Below are 18,952 nucleotides of genomic sequence, written 5' to 3'. Positions count from 1 at the left end.
AGCGGGAGCGGGAAGCCCCCTCGCCGCGCAGCGGATTCGCCCCGCGCGGCGCGAGCATCGCGCCGCCGCTCCCGCCGCGGGCCCGCCGTATCCGCCCCCATCTTCGCGGCGAAGTCAAGGCGTCGGACGGAAGTTGAGCGCGGGCGCGCTCACTCCCTATGGTCAGGGTATGCGTAGATTTCGGAGTCTGCTCGCGATCACCTGCGTGGCGCTGCTCGCGGGGTGCTCCTCGTCGATCCCCGCCGACCCGGAGGGCACCCTCGAGCGCGTCACCGGCGGCACGCTGCGCGTCGGCGTGTCCGAGAGCCCGCCCTGGGTCGAGACGACGGAGCACGGCGAACCCGCGGGAACCGAGCCCGACCTCGTGCGGGAGTTCGCGGAGCGCCTCGGCGCCGAGCCCGAGTGGACGGAGGACGGGGAGGAGCACCTCATGGAGGCCCTCGAGCGCGGCGAGCTCGACCTGGTCATCGGCGGATTCACCGACACGACTCCCTGGGTCGACTTCGGCGCCGTCACCGTGCCGTACGCCGCCGATGAGCGCGACGGCACCCGCGAGAAGCACGTGATGATCGTGCGCATGGGCGAGAACGCGTTCCTCGTCGCACTCGAACGATTCCTGCTCGCGGAGGGGGCCTCGGCATGACCACGCACTTCGGGCGCACCGAGCTGCCGCCCGCTCAGGCCTCGGCGCTGCGGCGCGCGATCCGCTTCGAGTGGTACACACTGATCTTCCTCGCGATCGCCATCACCCTGGTCTTCCTCGTGATGGGCAGCTCCCAGGCCATGAAGGCCGCCTGGATCGAGGATCTCCTGTCGCTCGCTCCGCCCATCGCGTTCCTCGTCGCGGTGCGCATCGTGAACAAGCGCCCCACCGAGAAGTACCCGTACGGCTTCCACCGCAGCGTCGGCGTCGCCCACCTGGTCGCCGGAGTCGCGCTCTTCGCCATGGGCGCCTTCCTCATCATCGACTCGCTCTCCGGGCTCATCACCGCCGAGCATCCGCCCATCGGCACGATCGTGCTCCTCGGCCACCCCGTGTGGCTCGGCTGGCTCATGATGATCGTGATGGCCCTGACCATTCCGCTGCCCATCTACTTCGGACGCGTGAAGATGCGGTTGGCGCGGGAGCTGCACGACAAGGTGCTGTACGCCGACGCCGACATGAACAAGGCCGACTGGATGACGGCGGTCGGGTCGATCGTGGGCGTCGCCGGCATCGGGATCGGGCTCTGGTGGGCCGACGCCGCCGCGGCGCTGTTCATCGCCGCGAGCATCGTCTGGGACGGCATGAAGAACCTCCGCGCCGCCATCACCGACCTGATGGATACGCGGGCGACCACGTTCGACGACGGCGAGCCGCACCCGGTGTCGCAGCAGATCGACGACTACCTCCGCGACCTGCCCTGGGTGGAGGAGGCGGGATCGCGCGTGCGGGACCAGGGGCACGTCTTCCACGTCGAGTCGTTCGTCGTGCCCCGCCTCGGCGAATCGCCGACCGTGCGGCAGCTGATGGAGGCCCGCGACGGCTGCATCGAGCTCGACTGGAAGGTGGAGGACATCGTGCTCGTGCCCATCGACGAGCTGCCCGAAGAGGTGGGCGGGGCGCGCGACACCCGTCAGTCGGAGCGGAACGAGTAGGCGCGCCCGACCGTTCAGCGGACGGCGCCCGTTCCGCCGTGCTCAGGCGCGGCGCCGCGATCCTCCGCCGTGCGGTCGCGATCCTGCGCGACGACGTGCTTGCGCAGGCGCACCCGCCCCGTCACCACCCCCGCGTCGGCCGCGTGCTCCGCGTGCGCGGCACCGGCGAGCCGGGCGTCATCGACGCGGCCATCGCCCCGGTCGCCGTGCTCGCGGTCGTCGTCGTGCTCGCGGTCGTCGTCGTGCTCGCGGGTGCCATCCCGCTCGCGGTCGTCGTCGCCGTCGTAGTACTGCCACAGGCGCTCGTGCTCCTCGTCCGAGAGCACGCCGTCCGCGTCGATGCGCGGCGCATCCTTCACCGCGGCCCGGTCGTACGCGACGCGCACCGCCTCGCCGTCGAAGGTCGCCCCGCGCAGCGGCACGAAGGACTCCGACATGCCGAACAGCCCGGTCGCCACGCTCACGAACAGCGGCTCACCGCGATCCGGGCCGACGAACACCTGCTTGACGGTGCCGATCTTCTCGCCCGCGACGTCGAAGACCGTTGCGTCGAAGAGGCTGTTGATGGAGGTGGGATCGATCATGGTCGTGCCTTTCGTTCTGCGGATCGCCGGAGGGGCACGGCACTCACCGTCCCAGGCCGGTGCGGTCGACGCGTCGGTGGAACCGCATGCCCGACAAGCCGCCGAGGATCGCGCCGCCGAGACTGACGAGGGCGACCACGACGGCCGTGACGATGCCCGTCGCGGTGAGCGTCCCCTCGTCGATCGGAATTCGGGGGAAGCCGTTCAGATTCCCGAGCACGTTGAACTGGGAGCCTGCGATCGCCGTGATGATCGCGACGACGATGGCGATCACGATGGCCCACACCCAGACGGCGACGCCCTGCTTCGCCCCGGAGAAGCGCGCCATGCGTCCCGCGACGTACCCGCCGCAGAAGTACGCGACGAAGAGGATCACGGCGAGCACGATGGCACCGACGATGCCTACCGTGTCGGCGTTCGAGGCGAGATCGTCGGCGGCGCTCTGCACGTCGCCCTCCGCGGCGCCGAGGCCGACGCCGGCGCCGATCGCGCTCAGGATCGCGGTGAGCAGCACGGCCGTGCCCATCGCCGTCAGCCAGCCGAAGAACGCGGAACCCCACTTGATTCCGCCGTACTCCTCCTTCTCCCGGTCGAGCACCACTTCTCGCCGGGTGGGGCCGCGCTCCGCGGCGACGGCGGCCGCGCCTGCGTGGTCGGGGACGTGATCCGGGGCGTGATCGGGTGCGCGGCCGGGAGTGCGCTCCGGGATGTGATCGGGAGTGTGCTGCGTGTTCATGTCCGTGCTCCTCGCCTCGAATCGGATGCCGGGCCGACCGCCGCATGCTCGGCGGTCGGGGCGTGTCCATCCAGGTTCCGCGATCCCCTCCCGGCGCGCGCGGGGGTTGACCTCGCGCGCCGCTCCATGGTGGGCCGTGTGGCGGGGTGCGTGCGCGGGCGCCGCCAGGCCGCGGCGACGGCGTCGCGCCGCAGGGTTCACACGGAACGGGAGATCCTCACGGGACCGGGGACCGCACGCAAGGCCGTCTCCGCCACGCCGAGCAGAACAGCATCTGCGCCGAGCGACGCCGTGCGAATTTCGGGAACGAATTGAATCCTCCCTTCCAACCGTTTCCGAAGGCCGGGAATCACGAGATCCGCGCGTTCATCCAGGCCTTCCCCCAGGACGACGACGTCTGGGTCGAGAATGCTGACGAGGGCGGCCACACCGCGAGCGAGCATGTCGAGCACCATCGAGGCGACCGGCGCCGCCCGCTGATCCCCTGCGGATTCCCTCGCGACGATCTCGGCGGCGGTCAACGGATGGGCGGCATCGATGCCCACGTCGTGCGCTGCGCCGGTCACCGCCACAGGATCGATCTTGCTCTCGAGTTCGCCGCGCCCCTGCGGCGGTGTCGTCAGGGAATCCGAATCGATGAGCAGGTAGCCGACCTCTCCGGCCGCGAATCGAGCGCCGCGAACCAGCTCCCCGTTGGCGACGATTCCGGATCCGAGGCCCCGGTCGAGCACCAAGGCAACGAACTGGCGGCTGAATCGCCCCACCCCCCGGTACAGCTCTCCGAGCGCCAGCGCATTCGCATCGTTCTCCACGACGACGCGAACTTCGTGCTCGCCGACCAACTCGGTGAGCGTCGCCTCCGGCCAGTATCGCGGGTTCAGACCGGTGACCGTTCCATTCGGACTCGCGATGCCCCCAACCGAGACGCCGACAACATGGAGCGGGATGTCGAGGGCGGTGCAGCGCTCAGCGAGCTGAGCGATCATGCGGTGGAGCGCACGAGGCCCCCCGTCCGGCCCAGGGGCATCGAATTCTCGCTCGAAACGCTCGATGATCTCGCCATTGAACCCGACGAGGGCGCCTGTGATTCCCTCACGCCGGACCTGCACCGCCCCCGAGACCAAGGCGGTCGGTACGACGTCGAAGAGCACAGCAGGCCGACCGCCGGTGGATTCCTCGGTACCCGCTTGCGCGACGAAACCGTGCTCGATCAGGCCCTTGAGTACACGATTCACGGTCGCCGCGCTGAGTCCGGTGAGCTCACTCAGTTGCATCTTCGAGAGCGCTCCGCGCTGTCGCAACGCTTCGACGAGCGCCCCTTGATTGGACGCCGCGATCACGCTGGTACTCGCCGGCCATTCCTGGATACCGGCGGGCGGCGTTGCATGGTCGTCGTACATGGCCGTCAGTTTACGGCCAGGCGCGCTCGCCGACCCCGGCATCGAGCGAGCGCGACCACCTCGAATTGCTGCGACTTGACGCGTCCGAGGCAACGACGGTAGATTCGGGCCATCTTCTTTTCACTCTGACAGATAAGTAACTTTAGGCAGCAATGAAGCTCATCGGCATCGACATCGGCGGCACCTACACACGGGTGCGCGTCGCGGACTCCGACTCGACGAAGGTTGCCGACGCGAGACTCCCGACGTCGGGCTGGCTCGCACCCGCCGGGCTCCGTGATTCGGAGGGCGCCGGGATCCTGCTCTCCCACGCCCGCGCGTTGGGGGCCGATCAGCACGCCGCCCTGACCGTGGGCGCGCACGGCTGCGATTCCGAAGCGCAGATACAGGCCTTCAGAGCGGCACTGGAAGTACATCATCTCGGGCCGCTCCTGGTGCTCAACGACGCCTTGCTCGTAGGACCGGCGGCCGGCTACACCGATGCCGTCGGCATCATCGCCGGTACCGGCTCCATCGTGGTCGGTCGCACGCCGGACGGGAAGCACCTGACTGCGGGCGGCTATGGATGGATGATCGGAGATCCGGGGAGCGCCCCAGGCATCGCTCGCGAGTCGATGCGCGCCGTGCAGCGCGAGCACGACACCGGCAAACGCCCCGGGCTCCTCGCGCGCCGACTCATGGAGCATTTCGCTGCTTCCACCGTCGACGATCTCTCTCTCGTCTTCACGCACAGCGCGACGATGCACCGCTGGGCGGAGGCCGCTCCCGTGATCTTCACCGCCGCATCCGACGGCTCACATCTCGCGCGCCGGGTCATCGGAACTGCGGCCGACGAGCTGGCGACGAGCGTCGGAGACGTGCTCGGGCGTCAGGCTCGAGCAGACGCCATCGTCGCCGCGGGCGGCGTCGTCACCGCGCAGCCGCTCCTGCAGAGTGAGCTCGGACGAGCCCTGACAGACCAGGGGATCGACCTGCCCTTCGTGGTGCTGCACGACGAACCCGTCGCCGGAGCCATAGCCCTCGCTCGAACCCTCATCTGACCTACACCGAAAATCAAAGGAGAAATTCATGAAAGGCAAGAACCTCAAGCGAGTGCAACGAAGCCTCATCGCTGGTGTCGCAGCCGCAGGTCTCACGTTGAGCGGCTGCAGTGTCACCGGTGGCGGTGGCGGTGGCGGCGCAGGCGACGGAACCGGCGAGATCAACGCGCTCTTCATGAAGCAGGCCGGGTATTCCGAGGATGACTACAAGCAGATCATCGCTGATTTCGAAGAGCAGAACGGGGGTGACATCACCGTCAACCCCACCTTCGTGTCATACGAAGCTCTGCACGACAAGATCGTCACCTCGGCCCCCGCCGGGACGTACGACGTCGTCTTGATCGATGTGATTTGGCCCGCGGAGTTCGCGTCGAAGGGGATCATCGCGGACCTCGGGGATAAGTTCCCCGGCGCGGCCGAGGACGAACTTCTATCGGGGGTGATCCCGACGGCCGCGTACCAGGACAAGTTCTACGGGGTGCCGAACGGCCCGTCGACGAAGCTCTTCTTCTACAACGAGGAGATGATCGCCGAAGTGGGCGCCACGCCGGAGGACCTGGAGACCTGGGACGGCGTACTCGCGACGGCCGAGAAGATCAAAGAGGCGGGCATCAGCGAGTATCCGATCGCATGGAGCTGGGCGCAGGCCGAGGCACTCATCTGCGATTACGCACAGCTGCTCGGGGCGTTCGACGGAGAGTTCACGAATGACGATGGTGAACTGATCATCAACAACGCGCAGGGAGTCGCCGCCCTCGAGTGGATGAAGCAGACCATCGACGACGGACTCACGAACCCCGCCTCCACCACGTTCCTCGAGGACGACGTGTCGAAGGCGCTCGCCCAGGGCGAGACCGCTTTCGGTCTGAACTGGGACTCGACCATGCGCGATCTCCAGGATCCGGAGATCTCCACGATCGCCGACGCCGCGGGCGTCCTGGCGACGCCCCAAGGCCCGAGCGGTGCTCGGCCCGGCGTGAACGGCGCCATGGCGTACTCAGTCACGGCCACTTCGAAGAATCAGGATGCTGCGTGGGAGTTCATCGACTACGTGACGAGCGAGGAGACACAGGAGGAATACGTCCACTCATCGCAGCCGAGCTGGAAGGCCAGCTACGAGAAGCCGGAAGTCATCGACGTCAATCCTGAAGTCTTCGCGGTGTCGGAAGAGGCCTACGCAGACTCCATCCTGCGCCCCGCGGTACCGAACTACTCGACCGTCTCGCAGATCATTCAGGTCGAGCTGCAAAACGCGCTTCTCGGTAAGAAGACACCGCAGGAAGCCCTCGATGACGCCGTCGCGGCTGCGAACGCAGAGTTGGAGGACTAAGACCTCATGGCAGTATCGACCGCATCGGCGCCACGCAGGAAGCGTCGCGACAGCGAGAGGCGACTCGCCTTCTGGTTGTTGCTCCCCGCGATCCTCGCCGTTTTCGGCGTCATCCTGTATCCGCTGGGCCGCACGCTGCTCATCTCGCTCTTCGAGGTGACCTCCGCCGTTGCGGTCGATACCCCCTTCGTCGGCCTCGGCAACTACATCGAGGCCCTGAGCGCGAACGGCTTCTGGGGCGCGCTCGGGCGCACACTCTATTTCACGCTCGTCTCGACCTCGATCGAGCTGGTGTTCGGACTCGGGATCGCGTTTCTCCTCAACGCGAAGATCCGCGGTCGCTGGATCCTCCGCGCACTGGTCGTTCTGCCATGGGCCGTGCCCACCATCGTGAACGCTGCGATGTGGAAAGGCATCTACAACGCGCAGTACGGCGCACTCAACGGTGTGCTCAGCCACCTCGGTGTGATCGACAGCTACCAGGCCTGGCTCTCCGACCCGACGACCGCATTGAACCTCGTCATCATTGCCGACGCATGGAAGACGACGCCGCTCGTGGCCATCTTCCTCCTCGCCGGTCTGACCTCGATTCCCAGCGAACTGACCGAGGCTGCGAAAGTCGACCGCGCGGGAGCCTTCCGCCGGTTCTTCTCCATCACGCTCCCCCTACTGCTGCCCTCCGTCGCTCTGGTGCTCGTGCTGCGCACCGTGGAAGCAGTCAAGGTTTTCGACATCATCTACGCGATGACTCGAGGAGGGCCCGCGAACGGCACCCAGACCATCTCGTACTACACCTACGTCACCGCGTTTTCTGAGCAGAACTACGGCCTCGGGTCTGCGATCTCGTTCCTCGTTCTCATCATCATCCTCGTGCTGACCACGGCCTACCTTCGCATGCTGCGCCGATCGGAAATGAGCACGCTATGAAACAGCACCACAATCGTCGAATCCTCGGTCAGGCGCTCGTGTACCTCGCGGCGCTCATCGTCGCGGTGGGGTGCATCGCGCCGCTCGGCTGGTTGGTGATCGCGAGCATCTCCACGCAGGCGGATATCGTCGCGAAACCCATGCGCTGGTGGCCCAGCGAACTGCATCTCGACCGGTACCAGGAGATACTCTTCGACCCCACGTCATCTGTGGGTGCCTCATTCCGTGCGGCCTTCATGAACTCCCTCGTCGTCGGCGTCGCCACAGTGGTCATCTCCATGGTCGTCGGCATCTTCGGCGCCTACGCGTTCGCCCGCCTGAAATTCCCATTCCGTCGCGGGTTCCTCGTGCTGTTCCTGACGACGTACATGCTGCCGCAGATCTCACTCCTGATCCCGCTCTACATGATTCTGAATTCGCTCGGAATGCTGGATACGACGATCGGGCTGATCCTGGTGGATTGCTCACTCGTCATTCCGTTCACGTTGTGGATCCTGAGCAACTACTTCATGACCGTGCCGGCGGACCTCGAGGACGCGGCGCGCATCGACGGCACCAGCCGTCTCGGGGCACTGTTCCGCATCATCCTCCCCTCGGCGAAACCCGGCCTCTTCGCAGCCGTGATGTTCGCGTTCCTCCTCGCCTGGGACGAATTCATGTACGCCCTCATCTTCACCTCGTCCGACGCGTCGAAGACCATTCCCGTTGCGATCTCAGAGTTCGCGGGACGGTACACGACCGATTTCGGCCTGGTGGCCGCCGGTGGAGTGATCGCGGCCATCCCGCCGCTGGTCATTGCACTGATCTTCCAACGTCAGATCGTCAGTGGTCTGGCTGCGGGCGCAGTAAAGGGCTGACGTCCCGACCTCCACTTGTTCCTCTCGCCGTTCCGTATTCCACCTCAGGAGAACCCATGTCCGATCGCATTCCCTTCCACCAGGCCATTCACCAGCAACCGGAGCTCCTCACGATCGCAGCCCCGGCGATCGCAGCATCGCTGGCCGACGCCGAGCTTCCGCGCTGGAACGCCGGAGACACGGTTGCTGTACTTGCCATGGGCGCGTCGAGCAATTCCGGCCACGCTCTGGTGGCCGTCCTCGCACAGCAGGGGGTACGAGGTGTGAATCTCACCGCATCTGAGGTCGCTGCCTACCCGGGCGACTTCGAGCCGGGCGACCACTACCTCCTCGTTTCGGAATCCGGGCGCAGCCCGGAACCCATCGCGGCGGCGCGCGGTCGCGGGTCGGGACGGCGCGTCGCGATCACCAACTTCCCCGAAGCAGCGATTTCGGAGGTGAGCGACTTCGTCGTCGGATACGGCGGTATCGATGATTCCCCCGTCTACACCTCCGGATACCTCTCAACGCTTCTGGCCTACTCGGCCATCATGCAGGCGGCCGGACTCGAGAGCGACCTCGACGTCGATGGTGCTTCGCGACTCGTCGCGAACCTCCTCAGCGCCCACCGAGATCACGCCGAGTCGCTCGCACCGATCTTCGACGGCATCGCCGCAGTCGACCTCATCGGTCGTGGACCGAGCGTCTCGTCGGCCGCTCAGGGCGCCCTCATGCTGCGCGAAGCCGTTCGGGTCCCGGCAACCGGCTGGGAGACGTTCCAGTTCGTGCACGGGCCTCACGAGGTCATCGACTCGAAGAACATGCTCGTCACTATCGGCGACGGGCGCGAGCTCGAAGTCGTGCTGCAGATGGCCGACGCGGGAGCACGCGTACTGGTGATCACGGGCGCGGGCGACGAGCGGGTCGCCGCACTCGCACACGAGAACGTGACGGTCGTGCGGGTGCAGCACACCGCCCCCGGCCTCGGCCGCGTGTTCGAGGAGGCTGTCATCCTGCAGCTCGTCGTCGACGCTGTCGCGCGCCGCCGGGGCATTCCCGTCGAAGGCACGCGATACGAGCAGAACGACACGAAGCTCCCGATCGCCGAATAACCGCGGAAGGAACCCCACCTTGGCAAACGTCACCTACGACAACGTCACGCTGTCATACCCAGGCACCGACCGTCCGGCGGTGCAGAATCTGAATCTCGAGATCGCCGATGGAGAGTTCCTCGTGCTGGTCGGCCCCTCCGGCTGCGGAAAATCCACTGCGCTCCGCATGCTCGCCGGCCTTGAGGAGATCTCCGATGGACGAATCCTCATCGGCGACGCTGAGGTCACTCACCTGTCGCCGAAGGATCGGGACATCGCCATGGTGTTCCAGAACTACGCCCTCTACCCGCACATGACGGTCGCGGAGAACATGGGTTTCGCGCTCAAGATCGCGAAAGTCGGAAAAGAGGAGCGTCGACAGCGCGTCGAGGCCGTTGCCGAGCAACTCGATCTCACCGAGTATCTCGACCGCAAGCCGAAAGCACTTTCCGGAGGACAGCGTCAGCGGGTCGCGATGGGCCGAGCGATCGTCCGCGAACCTCAGGTCTTCCTCATGGACGAACCCCTGTCGAACCTCGACGCGAAGCTTCGCGTGCAGACCCGCACGCGCATCGCGGCACTGCAGCGCGAGCTCGGAGTCACGACCGTCTACGTGACGCACGATCAGACGGAGGCTCTCACCATGGGCGACCGAATCGCCGTGATGAAGCTCGGGGTGCTGCAGCAGGTGGGCACCCCGCGAGAGCTGTTGGACACTCCTGTGAACACCTTCGTCGCCGGTTTCATCGGCTCGCCTGCCATGAATCTGTTCACCGCACAGGTAGGCGCCGACGGGGTCGGGTTCGGCGACCTCACCGTCCCCATCTCTCGAGAGGCGCGGTCCCGCCTCTCGTCGGGCACGGTCACCGTCGGGGTGCGGCCCGAGGACTTCTCGGTGTCCGTGACGAAGGCTCCGGGGCTCTCCGTGCGCGCGAAGCTCGTCGAGGAACTCGGCGCGGATGGTTACCTGTACGGGGAGACATCGATCGGTGGCGATGACTGCGAGCTCGTCGTCCGCGTCGATGGGCGCGACCACCCGCACATCGGCGATGAGATCACCGTCGCTCCGACCGCCCCGTCCCGCGTCCACCTGTTCGATCACACGACAGGCGAGCGAATCGACTCGGCCCGAGCAATGCTGCCCTGACCCGGGCACTGCATGTCGTGATCCGGGAGGTGGAGCCGGAGTACCGAGGCAGCGTCGGCGCAGGCCGATCGAGCTGCCCGCGGGAAACCGCCCGTCGGCGCTCGAACACGACGGTGCTCGAGAATTGATGCGCTCGCCATCCCTGTGCTGAACGAAGCCCCCCCCCCACAGGGCGGTGACCGCACAGGTTCGTGACGCGTGCCCGCCGAGCATTCACGACAGAAAGAGCGCCGACCGCAGACGAGAACCCCCGGCAGGATCACTCCTGCCGGGGGTTCTCAGTGCTGTTCGACTGGCGGAGACGGGGGGATTTGAACCCCCGGTCGAGTTAACCCCGACCCTTCATTAGCAGTGAAGTCCATTCGGCCGCTCTGGCACGTCTCCATACACGAACAACGTCATCCACTCTACCCGAACGAACGGGTGCGGTGGAAATCGGTCGGGCCTCAATACACGGTGCGGCCCATCGAGCACACCGACTTGTCGGCCTGCACGCCCGTCACGTTCTCGGGGAGCGCCGGCTCCGACGTCGCCGGTTCCTCCGTCGCCGGAGCGGTCCCCTCGGGAGCGGCGGTCTCCTCGGGAGCGGTGGTCTCCTCGGGAGCGGTGGTCTCCTCCGGCGCCGGAGTCTCCGCGCCCGTCTCGGGAGCCGCCTCATCGGCGCCCTCGACCGCGACGCCCTCGCCCACGGAGTCCACCGCGAACGGCTGACCGCTCTTGATCAGCTCGAAGAGCGCGTCGCCACTCGCGTAGTCGGGGGTCAGGCGCCCCGACTGGTAGGGGTGGTCGAACGAGGGGTACTGCACGAAGTTGATGTTCTCGAGATCGATGTCCTTGACGGTGTTCGCGACCTGCTGCATGAACGGCACGCTCGCCATGTTCTTCGAGAGCGTCATGTTCTCGACCGCGGCCTTCGCGAGGCCGTAGACCTTCATCGGGTCGGAGAGGGTGTCGGCGCTCTTCAGCTTCTGCACGAGAGCGGACATGAAGACCTGCTGGTTGCTGATGCGGCTCGTGTCGCCGCCGTTGCCGACGCCGTGGCGGGTGCGCAGGAACTGCAGCGCCTCGAGCCCGACGAGCGTGTTCTCGCCTGCGGGGAGGTCGAGATCGGTGTGCTCGTCGACGATCGGCTGCGCGAGGCACACCTCGACGCCTCCGATCGCGTTCGAGATGCCGATGACTCCGTCGAACGTGATGAGCGCGGCGTTGGGGATCTCCATGCCGGTGAGCTCGGAGATCGTCTCGGCCACGCAGGGCAGGCCGCCGTTCGCGAGCGTCGAGTTCAGCTGCTGCTCGCTCATCGCCGAGTAGTAGTCGGGCTCGCCGTTCGGCCCGGGGCAGCTCGGGATGGGCAGCATGAGATCTCGCGGGAAGCTCACGACCGTCGCGTTCTTGTGGTCGGCCGAGACGTGCAGCATCATCGTGACGTCGTTGAGCTCGCCCTCCTCGCCGTCGTCGATCTCCTGCCCGGCGCGCGAGTCGGATCCCACGAGCAGCACGGTGAGCGCGCCGTCGATGGCGCTGTCGCCCACTCCCACGGCGGTCGACTCGTTGCCGAGCTCGACGGTGTCGAGGTCGCCCACCAGGCCGAAAACGGCGTACGAGACGGTGGCCACTCCGCTGAGCACCACGACGATCGCGGTGGTGAGCAGCACCCGGAGCGCGTTTCCCCATGCGCTCGAACGACGGAGCTTGCCATGACGCACGAACGAGTGGCGTTCGAGTGCTCCAGCAGGTTTCTGTGTCATTCAGCTTCCCAGAATCGCGCGGGCAGCGCTGATCGCGCCCGACATAACGATTCAATGTACCCCGCGGTACTGGAAGTGCGCTTGGAGAGTGCCGCAGCGCTTCGGATCGGTGCGCGGCCCGACGCGCACGTGCGGCCGGTGGCGCCGGGGGGTCTCCCCGCCGGCACCACCGGCCGCGTCATTCGCGTCGTGCGTCGTGCGTCGTGCGTCTAGGAGCGGCGCAGGCGCCGCACCGACAGCAGCATCGCTCCTCCGGCGAGCACCGCGAGCGTCGCGAGCCCCGCCGCGGCGAGCTCCGCTCCGCCGTCGTCGGCCCCCGTCACGGCGAGCAGCGGCTGGTGCTCGGCGACCCGCACGGGTGCCGGGGATTCGACGCGCACCGTCACCGGAGCCGGATGCACCACCAGCGGAGGCAGGGCGACCTTCGGCACGGCCGGCACGACCGGCTCCACGGGCTCGGCCGGCGGCGCCGGCGGCTCGGGCGGCTCCGGCGGCGGCGGCGTCTCGCAGCGCTGCACGGTCACCGAGGCCGATATGGCGGACTCGCCCCCGGTCAGCTCAACGGTGTAGACGCCGGCACCCGACAGCGGCAGCGTGTAGCTGCCGTTCCCGTCGACTGCGACGGTCGCCTCACCGCCCGATCCGCCGCTGATTCGCAGCAGGTACGCGACCGCCTCGTGCGCGTCGGCAGCGGCGTTCTCGTCGGCGAAGCCGCCGACGGTCACGGCGATGGACGTCGGCAGTGCCGCGTCCACGGCGATGCAGGGCAGCTCGGGAACCTCGAGCACCGGCTCGTCCGGTTCGTGCGGGTCGGGGCAGCGGGCGACGACGACCGTCTCCGTGTCGGCGACTCCCTCGTCGGAGCCGATGGTCACCGTGTACGAGCCCTCGCCGTCGACCGGCACGGCGTAGGTGCCGTTGCCGAGCACCTCGACCGAGGCGCTGCGGCCGCCGGTGCCGGTCGCGGTCAGCGTCCACGCGCCGGCCTCGGTCAGGCCCGAGACGGTGACCGCGATGCTCTGGGGCAGCGGATCTCCGAGCGGCACGCACGCGAGCGGTGCGATGGAGAGCACCGGCGTCTCGGGGTCGGGGTCGGGATCGGGGTCGACCGGCGCGCACCCGTTGTTCCAGATCGCCTGGCCCGCCGCATCCCAGTTCTGGCCGCCGAACGACCCCTCCTCGCCGTGATCGTTGTAGGTGAAGGGAGGAATGATGTCGCGGCCGTCCTGATGGCCGATGTGCCCGTTCGCGGTGCCGTTGGCGTTCACCGTGATCGACACGTACGGGTTCTTCTCGGAGCCGGTGGCGTGGCAGAGCGTCACCTTGTTGTGCGGGTTCTCGCTGCCGGTGCGGGGCTCGGCCTTCGGCCCGGCGTCGGCGACCCGCGCGTCGGGCGCCGCCGGCGACTCGGCGGCGGGTTCGGCTGCGGGTGCGACCGCGGGTTCGGCCGCCGGTTCGGCTGCGGGTTCGGCTGCGGGTGCGACCGCGGGTTCGACCGCGGGCGCCGGCTCGGAGACGGGGGCCGCGGGTGCGGCGGGCGGTTCTGCGACGGGTTCCGCCGGCGCCTCGACGACCGGGGCCGCGGGTGCCTCGGCGGCGGGCTGGGCGGCGGGAGGTGCCGCGTCCGGTGCGGCGAGCGCGGGCTCGGGCTCGAGTGCGGCGGCCGTTGCGGCCGACACCTCCGACGTCTCCGTCGTCGTGCCGTCGAGTTCGTCTGCGGACGCGGCTCCGATGCCGGGTCCGATCGTCAGCGCGAGCGCGCCGATGAGGGCAATCGTCAGGCGACTGCGCTGCAATCGGGGTGCGGCTCCGATGCCGTCGCCCCGAACCGATGTGTGCATGATCCTTCTCGCTTCTCAGGTGCGCACGGCACTTGAGAAATCCCCCCGGGCCGCGCATCTTCGGTCAACCTGATCGCAGGCTACGTGCGCGTCCGCGGCGGCGGATCCGGGGGAATTACGTACTTCGCGGCGGGGTCATCTCGGTGCGGTTGCGGGCCACCCACTCGCGCATCTCGTCCCGGTTCTCGACGCCGATCTTGGCGAACGCGTGGGAGAGATGCGTCTCCACGGTGCGGGCGGAGATGGTGAGGCGGTCGGCGATGAATCTGCTGGAGTACCCGAGCGCCGCGAGCAGCACGATCTCGCGCTCGCGGGGCGTGAGATGGGGCGCGGGCGGCATCGGCAGCCAGATCCCGAGATCGGCGAGCAGGCGGATCTCGGGCTCCTCGTCCACCGCGGGCCGCGCGCCGGCCGGCGCGCCCGGATCGGGTCCGCGCGCGATCCGCGACAGGTGCGCGAGGAGCGCGTCGCCGAGCGGGCCGTCGACCTGCGCCGCCAGGCGCTCCGCGGTCACCAGGTCGTCCCCGCTGACGGCCCGCGTCTCGTACGCGCGGGCGTGCCGCGCGAGCAGCTCGATGTAGGGCAGCCGCTCGCGAGCCGCCCAGTCGACGATCCTCGCGGCCTCGTCGGCGGCGTGCGGATCCCGCAACCACTGACGGGCGCGCAGCGCGAGCACGCGCCGATGCCCGCCGACGGCCATCGAGACGCCCCGCTGCGGCGACTCCGATGCGCCGATCGCGCGCATCGCGCCCGCGCGCTCCCCGAGCACCGCCAGGGAGAGCCCGAGTGCGGCCTGCACGAGCGGCGCGAGCGCGTACGGATCGCTCGACGTCAGCCGATCCGCCAGGCGCTCCCCGCCCCCCACCGCCTCCGTCCATCGCCCCTCCTGCACGGCGAGCAGCACGGCGCCGACCTCGACGAGACCGGAGTAGTGGGCCTCGGCGTGCGCGTCGGCCGACGCCTCCCCGGCGAGTCCCTCGTACACGCGACGCGCGCTCTCGCGGCTGCCGCTGACCCAGTGCCCGAGCAGCGTGCAGAAGCCCTGGATGTCGACGAGGTCGCTGCGGGAGTGCGGCCCGAGCCGGCTCAGCGCCCGCGCGTGCTCGGCGCTCGCCACCGCCTGCTCCACCGCGCCCCGCTGATCGAGGATGAGCGAGGCCATCGCCCGTCCCGGCGAACGGGCCCATTCGATGCCGAGATCCGCCGAGACGTCGTGCGGCGGGCACGCTTCGGCGGCTTCCCGCAGCCGCCCGGTCTCGGCGAGCACCTGCACCCGCGCGCTGCCGATCATCGCCCGCGCCGCCCGATGACCGGTCCGGGCCTTCAGCGCGTCGAGCTCGCGCAGCGCCGCATCCGGCTCGCCGCCGTCGCGCACCCGCTCCTGCAGCACGGTGGTGATCAGCCCCACCTCCAGCGTCGGCGGCATCGCGCCGCGCCGCGTCTCATCGGCGAGCAGCTCCGCGATGCGCTCGAGCGCGCCGTGCCGAGCCGGTTCGTCTCCGAGGAGGCGCGCGATGCGCACCGCCCGCAGGGCTGCGCTCCCCGCCTGCGCCCCATCGGCGTCGGCGTGCTCGGCGATGCTGCGCGCCAGGCGCAGCACGAGACGCGGATCACCGCCCCGTGCCAGCGATTCGAACGCCCGCCAGATCCACGGGAACGGCACGCGCCGCCCCGCCGCCGTGCCGAACACCACGAGCCGGATCAGCCGGTCGGCGTCGGCGGCCGGGTCTCCGCCCGCGCGATCCTCGTCGAGCACGCTGAAGATGCGGTCGTCGAGCTCGATGCGCCGCACGGGCGACATGGCGGCGCGCACCGAGGCGGCGAGCAGCGGATGCCCGAGCGTGAGCGTCGGCGCCCCCGAACGCGCCTGCGTGACGACGAGACCCCGTTCGAAGAGGGCGGTCAGCACCCCGGCATCGATGCTGCGCAGCAGCGGGGTCTCGATGATCGGCTCGGCCTGCGCGATGAACTCGAGCGCCTGCCATTCGGGCTCCGTGCACGAGGCGGCGAGGAGTCGGGCGTACTCCCCCGTCACGGCGTCGTCCCGCCGCGCCGCCCACGCCGTGCCGCGACTGCGGCGCAGATCGCCCGCCCGGTCTGCGGCGAGCGCGAGCACGGCGAGGGCGTACGCGTTGCCGCCCGACACCGCGTGCCAGCGCGCCAGCGTGTCGGCGTCGATGCGATCCACGCCCAGCATGGAGCAGAGGAAGCCCGCGCTCTCCTCCAGGTCGAGCGCCCCGATGCTGAGGCGCTGCACCTGCGGGCCGCTGCCGATGCGGTCGATCGCACTGGAGAGCTGACGCGCCGTCGCGATGATGCGCACGGTGCGCGTGCGGGCCAGCTCGGCGAGGATGCGCAGGTCGTACGGCGGGTACTCGTCGATGTCGGGGGCGACGAGGATCACGGGCGCCCCCGGGCGCACGCCTCCGAGGGTCGCGCCGACGTCGCCGGCGGGCGGCGGCCGGGGCGCGTCGTCGGCCGCGTCGTCGGCCGCGCCCTCGCCGCGGTCCGCATCCGCGCCGACCGGGAAGACGGACGGGATGCCGCTCGCGGGGCGCGACGGCCGCGGCAGCACCTCGACCGCGTAGGCGCCCGGCAGCTCTGCGGCGAGCGCGAGCGCGGCCTGCTCCGCGAGGTAGCCTTTGCCGTTGCCGGCTTCGCCGATGAGCACCGTCACCGACCCGTCGGGGCGGGCCGCCTCGACGACGTCGTGCAGCCTGCGACGCGGAACCGCGATCCGGTCCCCGCCCGCTCCCGCCTGCGATCCGCGCGCCGCCATGACGCTCCCTCCGGGCCCCCGAAAGCCTCGCGGGCCTTGCCCAGATTCTGACGGGGCGGGCCGAGTTGCGCAAGCACCCGGCGGTAGGCTGAATCCCATGCGCATCGCCACCTGGAACGTCAACTCGATCCGCACTCGTTTCGGCCGCGTGGTCGACTGGCTCGTGCGCGAGGACATCGATGTGCTGGCGATGCAGGAGATCAAGTGCCGGCCGGATCAGTTTCCGATCGCCGCGTTCGAGCAGGCCGGATACTCGGTCGAGATCCACGGCCTCAATCAGTGGAACGGCGTCGCGATCGCCAGCCGCCACGAGATGACCGACGTCGCGCGCAGCTTCGCGGGCATGCCCGGGTTCGGCAAGCCGGTGAAGGGCCAGGAGTCCGTGCAGGGCGTCGGCCCGAACGGCCTGCCGCTCGAGGCCCGCGCACTCGGCGTCTCCGTCGGCGACCTCCGCCTGTGGAGCCTGTACGTGCCGAACGGCCGGTCGCTCGACGACCCGCACTTCGCCTACAAGCTGGACTGGCTCGCCGCGCTCCGCGAGGACGCCCGGGCCTGGCTCGACGCCGACCCGCAGCTGCCCCTCGCCCTCATGGGCGACTGGAACATCGCCCCCCGCGAGGGCGACATGGCCGATCCGTCGTTCCGCCCCGGCGCTTCCACGCACGTCTCGCCCGAGGAGCGCTCGATGTTCGCCTCGTTCGAGACCCTCGTCACCGATGTCGTGCGCCCGATCGTGCCCGAGGGGTACACCTTCTGGGACTACCAGGCGGGCAAGTTCCCGAAGAACCAGGGCATGCGCATCGACTTCATCATGGGGTCGCCCGCCTTCGCCGACGCCGTGACGGGCGCCGTCATCGACCGCGAGGAGCGCAAGGGCGATGCGCCGAGCGACCACGTTCCCGTCGTCTGCGACATCGACGTCGACCTGCTCGGCGGCACCTTCGACGATGACGACGACCGCCCGATGGTGTTCTGACGCCCGGCGTTCTCGAAAGCTCCGCCCGCTCGATGCCGCCGCCGCGGTCGCCGTAGACTGGCGGGCATGGCTGAAACCCTGCGCGTCGCATCCGTCAACGTCAACGGCATCCGGGCCGCCTTCCGGAAGGGCATGGGCGAGTGGCTCGACGCGCGAGGCGTCGACGTGCTCGCGCTGCAGGAGGTGCGGGCCGACGACGCGCACCTCACCGAGCTGCTCGGCGACGACTGGCACTTCATCCACGACCCCTGCCAGATCAAGGGTCGCGCGGGCGTCGCGATCGCGAGCCGCGTGCCCGCCACCGGGCACCGCGTCGGGCTCGGCGCGCTCGACGCGCAGGAGCGCATCCAGTCCTCGGGTCGGTGGCTCGAGGCCGACTTCGATCTCGGGGGCACCCCCCTCACGGTCGTCAGCAACTACACGCACTCCGGCGAGGTGGAGACCCCGCGCCAGGAGGCGAAGTGGGCCTTCCTCGACGCGATGGGCCAGCGCATGCGCGAGCTCGCCGAGGAGCGCGAACTCGTCGCCATCGTGGGCGACTTCAACGTCGGGCACCGCGAGCTCGACATCAAGAACTGGAAGGGCAACGTGAAGCGCGCCGGCTTCCTGCCGCGCGAGCGCGCCTACTTCGACCGCTTCTTCGGCCCGGCGGGCGAGACGGTGGTCGGCGTCGACGGCACCGAGGGGCCCGGCTACGGCTGGGTCGACGTGGGCCGCCGCTTCCACGGCGAGGTCGAGGGCCCCTACACGTGGTGGTCGAACCGCGGCCAGGCGTTCGACAACGACACGGGATGGCGCATCGACTACCAGGTCGTCACCCCCGCGCTCGCCGAGCGCGTCGCGTCGTACACCGTCGATCGCGCCGCGTCGTACGACGCG

At 69.2% G+C, this 18,952-nt stretch carries 16 protein-coding genes and 1 tRNA gene; 10 read left to right on the top strand and 7 right to left on the bottom strand.

The features are described from left to right. Positions 1-169 precede the first annotated feature (169 nt). Positions 170-643, top strand: a complete 474-nt coding sequence (locus tag NS354_RS06100) for a substrate-binding periplasmic protein (RefSeq protein ID WP_058593695.1) — start codon at positions 170-172, stop codon at positions 641-643. Then, positions 640-1,638 (top strand): cation transporter, encoded by a 999-nt coding sequence (locus NS354_RS06095; RefSeq protein WP_058593694.1) that lies wholly within the window; start codon positions 640-642, stop codon positions 1,636-1,638. The genes NS354_RS06100 and NS354_RS06095 overlap by 4 nt, the downstream gene beginning before the upstream one ends. Positions 1,639-1,652: 14 nt before the next feature. Here NS354_RS06095 and NS354_RS06090 read toward each other — a convergent pair whose 3' ends face one another. The 3 genes from NS354_RS06090 to NS354_RS06080 all read right to left on the bottom strand — a co-directional run bounded on the left by NS354_RS06090 (position 1,653) and on the right by NS354_RS06080 (position 4,358). After that, positions 1,653-2,222, bottom strand: a complete 570-nt coding sequence (locus NS354_RS06090; protein WP_058593693.1) for a PRC-barrel domain-containing protein — start codon at positions 2,220-2,222, stop codon at positions 1,653-1,655. Between the two features lie 43 nt (positions 2,223-2,265). Beyond that, on the bottom strand, positions 2,266-2,958 hold the full coding sequence (locus tag NS354_RS06085; RefSeq protein ID WP_058593692.1) for a hypothetical protein: 693 nt from the start codon (positions 2,956-2,958) through the stop codon (positions 2,266-2,268). Positions 2,959-3,155: 197 nt separating this feature from the next. Then, on the bottom strand, positions 3,156-4,358 hold the full coding sequence (locus NS354_RS06080) for an ROK family transcriptional regulator (protein ID WP_193750715.1): 1,203 nt from the start codon (positions 4,356-4,358) through the stop codon (positions 3,156-3,158). 152 nt (positions 4,359-4,510) lie between these two features. Between NS354_RS06080 and NS354_RS06075 the strand changes: the two genes are divergently transcribed. The 6 genes from NS354_RS06075 to NS354_RS06050 are packed head-to-tail and all read left to right on the top strand — an operon-like array spanning position 4,511 to position 10,729. Next, the gene (locus NS354_RS06075) at positions 4,511-5,398 is read left to right on the top strand and encodes an N-acetylglucosamine kinase (protein WP_058593690.1); all 888 of its coding nucleotides are present in this window, start codon (positions 4,511-4,513) and stop codon (positions 5,396-5,398) included. A 28-nt stretch (positions 5,399-5,426) separates the two neighbouring features. Then, on the top strand, positions 5,427-6,728 hold the full coding sequence (locus NS354_RS06070) for an extracellular solute-binding protein (protein WP_058593689.1): 1,302 nt from the start codon (positions 5,427-5,429) through the stop codon (positions 6,726-6,728). 6 nt (positions 6,729-6,734) lie between these two features. Continuing rightward, positions 6,735-7,655 (top strand): carbohydrate ABC transporter permease, encoded by a 921-nt coding sequence (locus NS354_RS06065; RefSeq protein WP_058593688.1) that lies wholly within the window; start codon positions 6,735-6,737, stop codon positions 7,653-7,655. Positions 7,656-7,693: 38 nt separating this feature from the next. Further along, positions 7,694-8,512: a carbohydrate ABC transporter permease gene (locus NS354_RS06060; protein ID WP_241490376.1), complete on the top strand. Its 819-nt coding sequence runs from the start codon at positions 7,694-7,696 to the stop codon at positions 8,510-8,512. Positions 8,513-8,568: 56 nt separating this feature from the next. Next, positions 8,569-9,603 carry an SIS domain-containing protein gene (locus tag NS354_RS06055; protein WP_058593686.1) on the top strand — a complete coding sequence of 345 codons (1,035 nt, stop codon included), beginning with the start codon at positions 8,569-8,571 and terminating at the stop codon, positions 9,601-9,603. A 19-nt stretch (positions 9,604-9,622) separates the two neighbouring features. Next, a complete protein-coding gene (locus tag NS354_RS06050; RefSeq protein WP_058593685.1) occupies positions 9,623-10,729 on the top strand; it encodes an ABC transporter ATP-binding protein in 1,107 nt (368 codons plus the stop codon). 293 nt (positions 10,730-11,022) lie between these two features. Here NS354_RS06050 and NS354_RS06045 read toward each other — a convergent pair. From NS354_RS06045 to NS354_RS06030, 4 genes are all read right to left on the bottom strand, one after another. After that, a tRNA-Ser gene (locus tag NS354_RS06045) sits at positions 11,023-11,113 on the bottom strand. Positions 11,114-11,175: 62 nt separating this feature from the next. Further along, complete coding sequence (locus tag NS354_RS06040; RefSeq protein WP_241490373.1) at positions 11,176-12,477, bottom strand: LCP family protein; 1,302 nt, start codon at positions 12,475-12,477, stop codon at positions 11,176-11,178. Positions 12,478-12,686: 209 nt separating this feature from the next. Beyond that, positions 12,687-14,318: a hypothetical protein gene (locus tag NS354_RS06035; protein ID WP_058593683.1), complete on the bottom strand. Its 1,632-nt coding sequence runs from the start codon at positions 14,316-14,318 to the stop codon at positions 12,687-12,689. A 115-nt stretch (positions 14,319-14,433) separates the two neighbouring features. Then, complete coding sequence (locus NS354_RS06030) at positions 14,434-17,097, bottom strand: helix-turn-helix transcriptional regulator (RefSeq protein ID WP_058593682.1); 2,664 nt, start codon at positions 17,095-17,097, stop codon at positions 14,434-14,436. Positions 17,098-17,194: 97 nt separating this feature from the next. Here NS354_RS06030 and NS354_RS06025 point away from each other — a divergent pair, with 97 nt between their 5' ends. Further along, on the top strand, positions 17,195-18,073 hold the full coding sequence (locus NS354_RS06025) for an exodeoxyribonuclease III (protein ID WP_058593681.1): 879 nt from the start codon (positions 17,195-17,197) through the stop codon (positions 18,071-18,073). Positions 18,074-18,139: 66 nt separating this feature from the next. Next, positions 18,140-18,952 (top strand): exodeoxyribonuclease III (locus NS354_RS06020; protein WP_058593680.1); only part of this gene is annotated, 813 nt, incomplete at its 3' end.

The organism is Leucobacter chromiiresistens (assembly GCF_001477055.1).
GTDB lineage: Bacteria > Actinomycetota > Actinomycetes > Actinomycetales > Microbacteriaceae > Leucobacter > Leucobacter chromiiresistens_A.
Note: the sequence above shows the minus strand (reverse complement) of the source record. Positions and strands in the feature narration are given on the sequence as shown.

Excerpts from the sequence above, each read along its gene's own strand:
- NS354_RS06030 (WP_058593682.1), bottom strand. The coding sequence starts at position 17,097 with ATGGCGGCGCGCGGATCGCAGGCGGGAGCGGGCGGGGACCGGATCGCG.
- NS354_RS06095 (WP_058593694.1), top strand. The coding sequence starts at position 640 with ATGACCACGCACTTCGGGCGCACCGAGCTGCCGCCCGCTCAGGCCTCG.
- NS354_RS06080 (WP_193750715.1), bottom strand. The coding sequence starts at position 4,358 with ATGTACGACGACCATGCAACGCCGCCCGCCGGTATCCAGGAATGGCCG.
- NS354_RS06075 (WP_058593690.1), top strand. The coding sequence starts at position 4,511 with ATGAAGCTCATCGGCATCGACATCGGCGGCACCTACACACGGGTGCGC.
- NS354_RS06055 (WP_058593686.1), top strand. The coding sequence starts at position 8,569 with ATGTCCGATCGCATTCCCTTCCACCAGGCCATTCACCAGCAACCGGAG.
- NS354_RS06100 (WP_058593695.1), top strand. The coding sequence starts at position 170 with ATGCGTAGATTTCGGAGTCTGCTCGCGATCACCTGCGTGGCGCTGCTC.
- NS354_RS06025 (WP_058593681.1), top strand. The coding sequence starts at position 17,195 with ATGCGCATCGCCACCTGGAACGTCAACTCGATCCGCACTCGTTTCGGC.
- NS354_RS06090 (WP_058593693.1), bottom strand. The coding sequence starts at position 2,222 with ATGATCGATCCCACCTCCATCAACAGCCTCTTCGACGCAACGGTCTTC.
- NS354_RS06085 (WP_058593692.1), bottom strand. The coding sequence starts at position 2,958 with ATGAACACGCAGCACACTCCCGATCACATCCCGGAGCGCACTCCCGGC.
- NS354_RS06070 (WP_058593689.1), top strand. The coding sequence starts at position 5,427 with ATGAAAGGCAAGAACCTCAAGCGAGTGCAACGAAGCCTCATCGCTGGT.
- NS354_RS06065 (WP_058593688.1), top strand. The coding sequence starts at position 6,735 with ATGGCAGTATCGACCGCATCGGCGCCACGCAGGAAGCGTCGCGACAGC.
- NS354_RS06040 (WP_241490373.1), bottom strand. The coding sequence starts at position 12,477 with ATGACACAGAAACCTGCTGGAGCACTCGAACGCCACTCGTTCGTGCGT.
- NS354_RS06035 (WP_058593683.1), bottom strand. The coding sequence starts at position 14,318 with ATGCACACATCGGTTCGGGGCGACGGCATCGGAGCCGCACCCCGATTG.